The sequence below is a fragment of the uncultured Cellulomonas sp. genome (assembly GCF_963527515.1).
Taxonomy (GTDB): domain Bacteria; phylum Actinomycetota; class Actinomycetes; order Actinomycetales; family Cellulomonadaceae; genus Cellulomonas.
Genome location: NZ_CAURTV010000143.1, coordinates 1 through 7,057, shown reverse-complemented (window position 1 = coordinate 7,057; position 7,057 = coordinate 1). Strand labels below are relative to the sequence as shown.

Annotated in this window: 9 protein-coding genes; 3 read left to right on the top strand and 6 right to left on the bottom strand. The window is 74.3% G+C overall.

The annotated features are described in order from the left end of the window. Positions 1–224 (bottom strand): DUF2809 domain-containing protein (locus tag RYN42_RS18925; protein WP_315098780.1); only part of this gene is annotated, 224 nt, incomplete at its 3' end. Positions 225–260: 36 nt separating this feature from the next. Next, positions 261–656, bottom strand: coding sequence for a MerR family transcriptional regulator (locus tag RYN42_RS18920; protein WP_315098777.1), 396 nt, complete (start codon positions 654–656; stop codon positions 261–263). A gap of 110 nt (positions 657–766) precedes the next feature. Here RYN42_RS18920 and RYN42_RS18915 point away from each other — a divergent pair, with 110 nt between their 5' ends. Beyond that, positions 767–1,444, top strand: coding sequence for an HNH endonuclease family protein (locus RYN42_RS18915; protein WP_315098774.1), 678 nt, complete (start codon positions 767–769; stop codon positions 1,442–1,444). Here the strand turns inward: RYN42_RS18915 and RYN42_RS18910 are convergent. From RYN42_RS18910 to RYN42_RS18900, 3 genes are read right to left on the bottom strand one after another with little or no spacing between them, the layout of a single operon-like run. Next, positions 1,441–2,166 carry a M50 family metallopeptidase gene (locus RYN42_RS18910; RefSeq protein WP_315098771.1) on the bottom strand — a complete coding sequence of 242 codons (726 nt, stop codon included), beginning with the start codon at positions 2,164–2,166 and terminating at the stop codon, positions 1,441–1,443. The genes RYN42_RS18915 and RYN42_RS18910 overlap by 4 nt on opposite strands. A gap of 51 nt (positions 2,167–2,217) precedes the next feature. Further along, complete coding sequence (locus tag RYN42_RS18905) at positions 2,218–2,919, bottom strand: DUF2993 domain-containing protein (protein ID WP_315098768.1); 702 nt, start codon at positions 2,917–2,919, stop codon at positions 2,218–2,220. A gap of 36 nt (positions 2,920–2,955) precedes the next feature. Continuing rightward, complete coding sequence (locus RYN42_RS18900; protein ID WP_315098765.1) at positions 2,956–3,675, bottom strand: HNH endonuclease family protein; 720 nt, start codon at positions 3,673–3,675, stop codon at positions 2,956–2,958. A 111-nt stretch (positions 3,676–3,786) separates the two neighbouring features. Between RYN42_RS18900 and RYN42_RS18895 the strand changes: the two genes are divergently transcribed. Both RYN42_RS18895 and RYN42_RS18890 read left to right on the top strand, forming a co-directional pair. Beyond that, positions 3,787–5,199 carry a multidrug effflux MFS transporter gene (locus tag RYN42_RS18895; protein WP_315098762.1) on the top strand — a complete coding sequence of 471 codons (1,413 nt, stop codon included), beginning with the start codon at positions 3,787–3,789 and terminating at the stop codon, positions 5,197–5,199. 111 nt (positions 5,200–5,310) lie between these two features. Then, complete coding sequence (locus tag RYN42_RS18890) at positions 5,311–5,727, top strand: hypothetical protein (RefSeq protein WP_315098759.1); 417 nt, start codon at positions 5,311–5,313, stop codon at positions 5,725–5,727. A 55-nt stretch (positions 5,728–5,782) separates the two neighbouring features. On the opposite strand, the gene RYN42_RS18885 is transcribed toward RYN42_RS18890, so the two are convergent. Beyond that, the coding region (locus RYN42_RS18885) for an SbcC/MukB-like Walker B domain-containing protein (RefSeq protein WP_315098754.1) at positions 5,783–7,057 on the bottom strand (1,275 nt) is incomplete at its 5' end.

Genomic DNA, 7,057 nt, shown 5'->3' with positions numbered 1-7,057 from the left:
CCCGTCAGCTGCGCGAGCTCGACCGCCGCGCAGAGCGCGAACGCGACGAGCGCGAGGGTCGCCGGGCGCGCCCGGGGGGCGATCACGACGAGCAGCGCGGAGACGAACGCGGCGTAGAGGGCGTCGCCGGCGGGGTCGGCCAGCGGGTGCTCCACGCCCGAGACGACCAGCCCGACCGCCACCAGGCCGGCGGCGACGAGGGCGGCGACGACGCGGGTGGGCACGTCGACGACCGTACGTGCCGAGGTGGGCAGGTCCGGTCAGGCGGTGGTGGAGGTCCTGCGCTCGTAGAGGCCGATCTTGTGCTCGATCGCGTCCAGGTGCGTGGCCACCTCGGCCAGCTGCTGGCGGACGCGGTCCCGGTGCGCGACCAGGAGCTCGAGGCGCGCGGCCTCGTTGCCGTCGCCCTGCCGGACCAGGGCGGCGTACTGGCGGACCTCGCGGATGGGCATGCCCGTGGAGCGCAGCCGGGTGACCATCCGGATCCAGCCCACGTCGTCGCTCGAGTACCGCCGGTGGCCCGACGACGCCCGGTCCACCGCGTCGAGCAGCAGCCCGTCGCGCTCGTAGTAGCGCAGGGTGTGGGTGGTCAGGCCGGTGGCCTCGGCCGCCTCGGCGATGCTCAGGCCGGTCCGGACCGGCACGTCGACGCTCATGGCGTCGATGGTGCGCCTTCGAGTGCACTCCACGTCAAGCGAGCCGCCCTCAGCCCGCGGCGTGCACAGGTCGCCTGTGCCCGGGCCGCAGCCGCCGGCACTCTCGACGGATGACGTCGAACCGCCCCGGCCCGTGGCTGCTCGGCCTGGTGGTCTGCGTCGTGGTCGGCGCCGGCGCACCTGCGTGGTCCCAGGCGCGCGTTGCCGCCCGGTACGCCGTGACGGCGCAGGACCTGGCGGCCGGTGAGGCCGCGCTCGCGTCGCTGGCCGTGCGCGGACGGGCGCCGACCACCGGGTACGCGCGGGAGCGGTTCGGTCAGGCGTGGGCCGACGTGGACCGCAACGGCTGCGACACCCGCAACGACGTCCTGCGCCGGGATCTCATGCAGACGGTCGTGCAGGACTGCGTGGTCCAGCGGGGCACCCTCGACGACCCCTACACGGGCGCGCCGATCCCGTTCGCCCGCGGCCCGGACTCGGCCGCCGTGCAGATCGACCACGTCGTCGCCCTGTCGGACGCCTGGCAGAAGGGCGCCCAGGGGTGGACACCCGCCGCGCGCGAGGCCTTCGCCAACGACCCGGCCAACCTGCTCGCGGTCGACGGCCCCGCCAACCAGGAGAAGGGCGCCGGCGACGCGGCCACGTGGTTGCCGCCCAACCGCGGGTACCGCTGCGTCTACGCGCTGCGACAGGTGCGCGTGAAGGCGGCCTACGGGTTGTGGGTCACGGCCGCCGAGCGCGACGCCCTGGACCGGGAGCTGGGCCGGTGCGTCGTCGGGGTCGGCTAGACCTGCAGGCCGATCAGCCAGACCGCGCCGAGGGCCAGCGCCGCCAGGCACACCAGCAGCAGGATGCCCACCCAGAGGGCACCCGGGAGGTGGGTGAGCCGGCCCAGCAGACCGGCGTCGGAGGTGTCGGACACGCCCCGGCGCCGCGCACGGCGACGCTCCGACTGCATCTCGACGACCGCCCGCGGGGCACCCAGCAGCAGGAACCAGGTCATGGCGTAGGCGGCGACGCCCTGCACCGTGGCCGATCCCCACACGGTGACGGCCACCAGCAGCGCGCCGGTGACGAGCACCGACCACAGGCCGTACCAGTTGCGGATCTGCACGAGCACGAGGGCCAGCACCACCAGGAGGATCCACAGCAGCGCGACGGCATATCCGCGGGACAGCAGCCACGCCGCGCCGACGCCCAGCAGCGCCGGACCGACGTACCCCGCAGCGGCGGTCGCCACCATGCCCGGACCGCGCGGCTTGCCCACGGACACCGTCAGGCCCGACGTGTCCGAGTGCACCCGGATGCCCGAGAGGCGACGGCCGACGAGCACCGCGACCCCCGCGTGCGCGGCCTCGTGCACGATCGTCAGCCCGTGCCGGGCGACGTGCCAGACGCCCGGCGCCACCAGGATCACCAGGACCCCGAGCGCGGTGAGGAGCACCACGGTGCTCGACGGCACCGGTTGGGGTGTCGTGATCTCCTGCCAGGCGTCGCCGAGCCAGTCCACGGGGGTCCTTCGTCCGTCGTCGTCCCCCCGGCCGGGAGGGCAGGACGGACCCTACCGAGCGTCCGGTGCCTGCGTGGGCAGGACGACGTCCGTGCCGGTCGCGGTGATCCGGACGCCGTCGCCGGCCACCGTCGCGTCGGACAGGACCAGGCCCTCCGGCAGACCGCTCAGGGGGATCTTGATGTCGGTCAGGCGGTCGCCGATCGCGCTGGGCAGGTCCTCGACGGACACGGTCAGCCCCGCGATCCGCACGTTCTCGACGCTCACCAGCAGCCGGCCCTCCTCGACGCGAGGCGTGAGGTCCGCACTCAGCGTCATCCCGAGCAGGTCGCCGGACGCCGCCAGGGCACCTTCGTCGACCGCGACCGCGACGTCCAGGTTCGAGCGCTCCCGCACGATCTGCTCGATCGAGGCGGTCGGCAGGGTCGCGCCGATCGTCGCGGTGCCCACCGTGTACGGCTCGGAGACCGTCACGTCGCGCGCGTCGATCGTCACTTCGGTGGCGTCGACGCCCTCGAGCGTGATGCCGTCGACCGAGCCCGTGACGTCGTCGACCGACCCCGCCAGGAGCTGGGTGAGGAACGGGAACCCGCCGATGTCGACCGCCGGGGTGCCGACGACGTCCAGGTTCTGCTCGATCGCCTCGCTCACGCGCCGCTCCGCCGTGGCGTGCGCCACCCGGTCCGCCACGACCACGCCGCTCGCCAGCACGACGACGGCCACGACCCCGACCACCACACCGCGTCCGCTCACGGGGTCACGGTAGGGGGCACCACATCCGCGCGCCGGTCAGGACGGCAGCGGCTCCGTCGGGCACGCCGACAGCACGCGGACCATCGCGTCCTGCTCGGCCTGCGTGACGCCCAGCCCGTAGGCGTGCTTCACGGCGACCTGCCGGGCGACGTACGCGCACCGGAACGCCTTGTGCGGCGGCAGCCACGTCGCGGTGTCCCCCGCGCCCTTCTGCTGGTTCAGCGGTCCGTCCACGGCGAGCAGGTTGAGCGGGTCGTTGGCGAACGCCTCCCGCGTGCTCGCTTCCCACTGCTGGGCGCCCTTCTGCCACGCGTCGGCCAGCGCCACGACGTGGTCGATCTGCACGGCGGTCGACGTCCCCTGCCCGCGCACGAACGCGATCGTCTCCCCCGAGTACGGGTCACGGAGCGTGCCGGACGCCACGACGCACCCGTGGGTGCCGTCCTTGAGCACCCGGGCGTCGAGGTCCCGGCGCAGGATGTCGTTGCGGGTGTCGCAGCCGTTGCGGTCCACGTCGGCCCACGTCTGGCCGAACAGGTCGCGGTCGTAGCCGGTCCTCGGTGCACGCCCCTGGACCGGCAGGAGGTGGGCGGCCGTCAGCGCGGTCGTGGGCACGCTGGTCGTCTCGGTCGTCGGCGCTGGGGCCACGGCGGACGGCGTCGGCGTGCTACCCGCGGGATCGACGGCGCGGAACGTCCCGACGAGCGCCACCAGCCCGAGGACGAGGGCGACGCACGCGCGGGACCGGGTTCTCACTGCCTGAGTATCGGCATCGGACGGGCCGTGTCCGAGGCGACGCTCCGCGCGGTCCGTCCCACGGGATGGACAGCGGGGAAGATGCTTGCGGCCCGCAACCTTGGGTCTGTCATGGCCCGGATCCCCACGACGCGCATCAGCGCCGGCTTCGTCCTCCTCCTGTCGGCGCTCACCGCCATCGGCCCCCTCACCTTCGACACCTACCTCGCCGCGTTCCCCCAGATCGCCGAGGACCTCGACACCACGGCGGCGGCGGTGCAGCTGACCATCGCGGCCTCGCTGGCGGGTCTGGCGCTCGGGCAGCTGCTCTTCGGGTCGATCTCCGACGCGTTCGGCCGGCGCCGACCGCTGCTGGCCGCGCTGAGCATCTACGTGCTGACGTCCGTCGCGCTCGCGCTGGTGGACGACATCGCCGCGTTCACCGCGCTGCGCTTCGTGCAGGGCTTCACCGCCGCCGCGGGCATGGTGCTCTCGATGGCCACCGTGCGTGACCGCTACGAGGGGATCGCGGTCTCCAAGGTGATGGCCCGGCTCATGCTCATCGTCGGCGTCGCCCCGATCCTGGCGCCCACCATCGGCGCCCAGCTGCTCCAGGTCGGCTCCTGGCGGCTGATCTTCGGGTTCCTGGCCGCCACCGGAGCGGTGCTGCTGGCCGTCGCCGTGGTGGCGCTGCGCGAGTCGCTGCCCGTCGAGCTGCGTCGCACCGGCGGCACCCGAGCGGCCCTGAGCACCTACCGCGACCTCATCACGGACCTGCCGTTCCTCGGGCTGGCGCTCATGTCGGCCTTCTACCTGAGCGCGATGTTCACCTACGTGGCCTCGTCGACGTTCGTGTTCCAGGAGGGCTACGGGCTCGACCCGCAGCAGTTCGGCTGGGTGTTCGCCGCCGGCGCGGTCGCGATCACGGCCGGGTCGCAGGTGAACGGCGCGCTCGTCGGCCGCTTCAGCCCGGAGCAGATCCTCTCCGGAGCGGTCGGCGCCGGACTGGTGCTGGGGCTCTCACTGTTCGCGACGACGCTCCTCGGTGCTCCCTTCTGGCCGGTCACCGTGCTCCTGGTGCTCACCCTCGGCACCGCCGGGTTCGTCCTGCCCTCGGCGCCGGCCATCGCGCTGGCGAGCAACCCGCACCGTGCCGGGTCCGCCGCCGCCCTGCTCGGCGCCCTGCAGTTCGGGCTCGGTGCGCTGATCGCCCCCGTCACCAGCCTCGGCGGCCGCCCCACGGCGGTGACCATGGGTGGCGTCATGGCCGGGGTGATCGTCGTCGCCGCCGTCCTGCTGCTCGCCGTGCGTCGCACCTGGGCACGTGGCGCGGTCGAACAGGCCGAGCAGGTCGTTGCCACCGCTGAGCGCTCCGAGCTCGAGCTGGTCGGTGCGCGGTCCGTGCACGGCGCGGCGGCCGTGCGCAGCGCGGAACGCGACCACGTCTCGGGCGTGCGGGCCGGCGCCATGGCGGCTGCGCAGCCGCGCCCGGACGGCGAGGTGCCGTCCGACGGTCACGCCGAACCGGTGCCCTGCCCGGGCTGACCCGGCGCTCGACATCGTCACCGGATCGCAACCGCCCTGCTCCGGAATGATGTGGCGTGCGTCACATTCGCGACCTAGCCTGTCAGGTACGCGATCGATGAAGGACGCACGATGAGCTGGGTGCTGTTGGCAGCCGTCTTCTTCCTCCCGGCGCTCGTCTTCGGTGCGATCTGGCAGCTGTTCCCGTCGCCCGACGAGCCGCCGCGGTGGCGCGCGTTCCTGGCCACGCAGCTGGAGCGGCTGGCTGCCCGGCTGCGTCGGCCGAAGCCCCCGGAGTACGACCCCTTCACCGCGCTGCGCGTCCAGGAGCGGCTCGGAGTCGTCGCCGACCATGTGCGTGCGCTCGAGCTGGATCCCCGGACGTTCGCGCGCGCCGAGCGGATCATCGCGTCGCAGCTGGCCTACGACCAGCTGCTGGTCGAGGCGTGCCACCTGGCAGGAGTCGAGGTTCAGCCCGCCGCCAAGGGCGACCCGGCCGAGCGGTTCCGCGAGGAGGTCGAGCTCGCCTCACGCGGCTGGGCCTGGTGACCCGGGCGCCACGCCCGCCACTGGCTGCGATCTCGCGGTCCGGGCGCGCCGGCGCTCAGCCCGCGCGGACCAGCAACGTGCTCGGTCCCTGCGCCGTCGGGCGGATCTCGATCCGGTCGGCGATCGCCTGCTTGAGCGCCTCGACGTGCGACACCACGCCCACCACCCGGCCGCCCGCGCGCAGCCGGCCCAGCTCGGCGAGGACCGCGTCGAGCGTGTGCGGGTCGAGCGACCCGAACCCCTCGTCGACGAACAGCGTGCCGAGGTCGATCCCCCCGGCCTCCGCCGTCACGACGTCCGCCATGCCGAGCGCGAGGCACAGCGACACGTAGAACGTCTCCCCGCCCGACAGGGTCCGGGGATCGCGCGGCTGCCCGGTCCGGTGGTCGACCACCCGCATGGCCAGGCCGGTGTTCCGCGCGCGGACGTCCTCCTTCTCGTCGCTGCGGACCAGCTCGTACCGGCCGTCGGACATGACCAGCAGCCGCTCGTTCGCGGCCGCGACCACGTCCTCGAACCGGCGCATGAGCACGAAGGTGGCCAGCGACAGGTGGTGCGCGTTGTCCCCACCGCCACCGCCGGTCAGGTCCGCGAGCCGGGAGACCGGCCCCGTCGCGGCAAGCGCGTCCGCCAGATCCTCCGCGGCGTGCAGCACGCCGTCAGCCGCCGCCGCAGCCGCCGCCGAGCACTCCTGGGCCACCAGCGCCTCTCCTGCCAGCCGCTCCGCCTCGGTGCGTGCGTTCGCCTCGGCAGCCGTCGCCCCCGCGACGTCGACGACCAGGTCGTCGTCCAGAGCGGCGATCGCCGGCTCCGCCAGCCCGGCGGTCGCGCGGTCCAGCCGAGTCGCGTAGGCCGTGACCACCTGGTCCAGCTCCGCGAGGACCGCGGCCTCGACCGCTGCGGCGCGGGCGTCGTCGGCCGACTCGAAGCCGTGCTCGGCCAGCGCGTCCGCCAGCTCGACCTGCCTCCGCACCAGCTCGTCCTGGGCGGCGTCCTGCTCGGCGAGCGCCTCCAGCACCGAGGTCGACACCGCCGCACGCTCGAGCAGCTCCGAGTGCCGGGCCGCGACGGTCGGGTGTTCCCCGCGGCCCGCGACGACCTCCGCCTCGGACGCGTCGAGGTCCAGGAGCGTCACCTCGAGCCCGGCGCGGTCGGCCGAGAGGCGGGCCACGGCGACCGAGCGCTCGCTCTCCCGGTGGTGCGTGGCGGCATCGAACCCGTCGAGGGCCGGCACCAGTCGAGCGACCTCCGCCTGCGCGGCGCGGGACTCGGCCAGTGCCGCGGCCGCGGCGGCGCGCAGCTCGGCGGCGGCGACCGGGCTGAGCGTGCC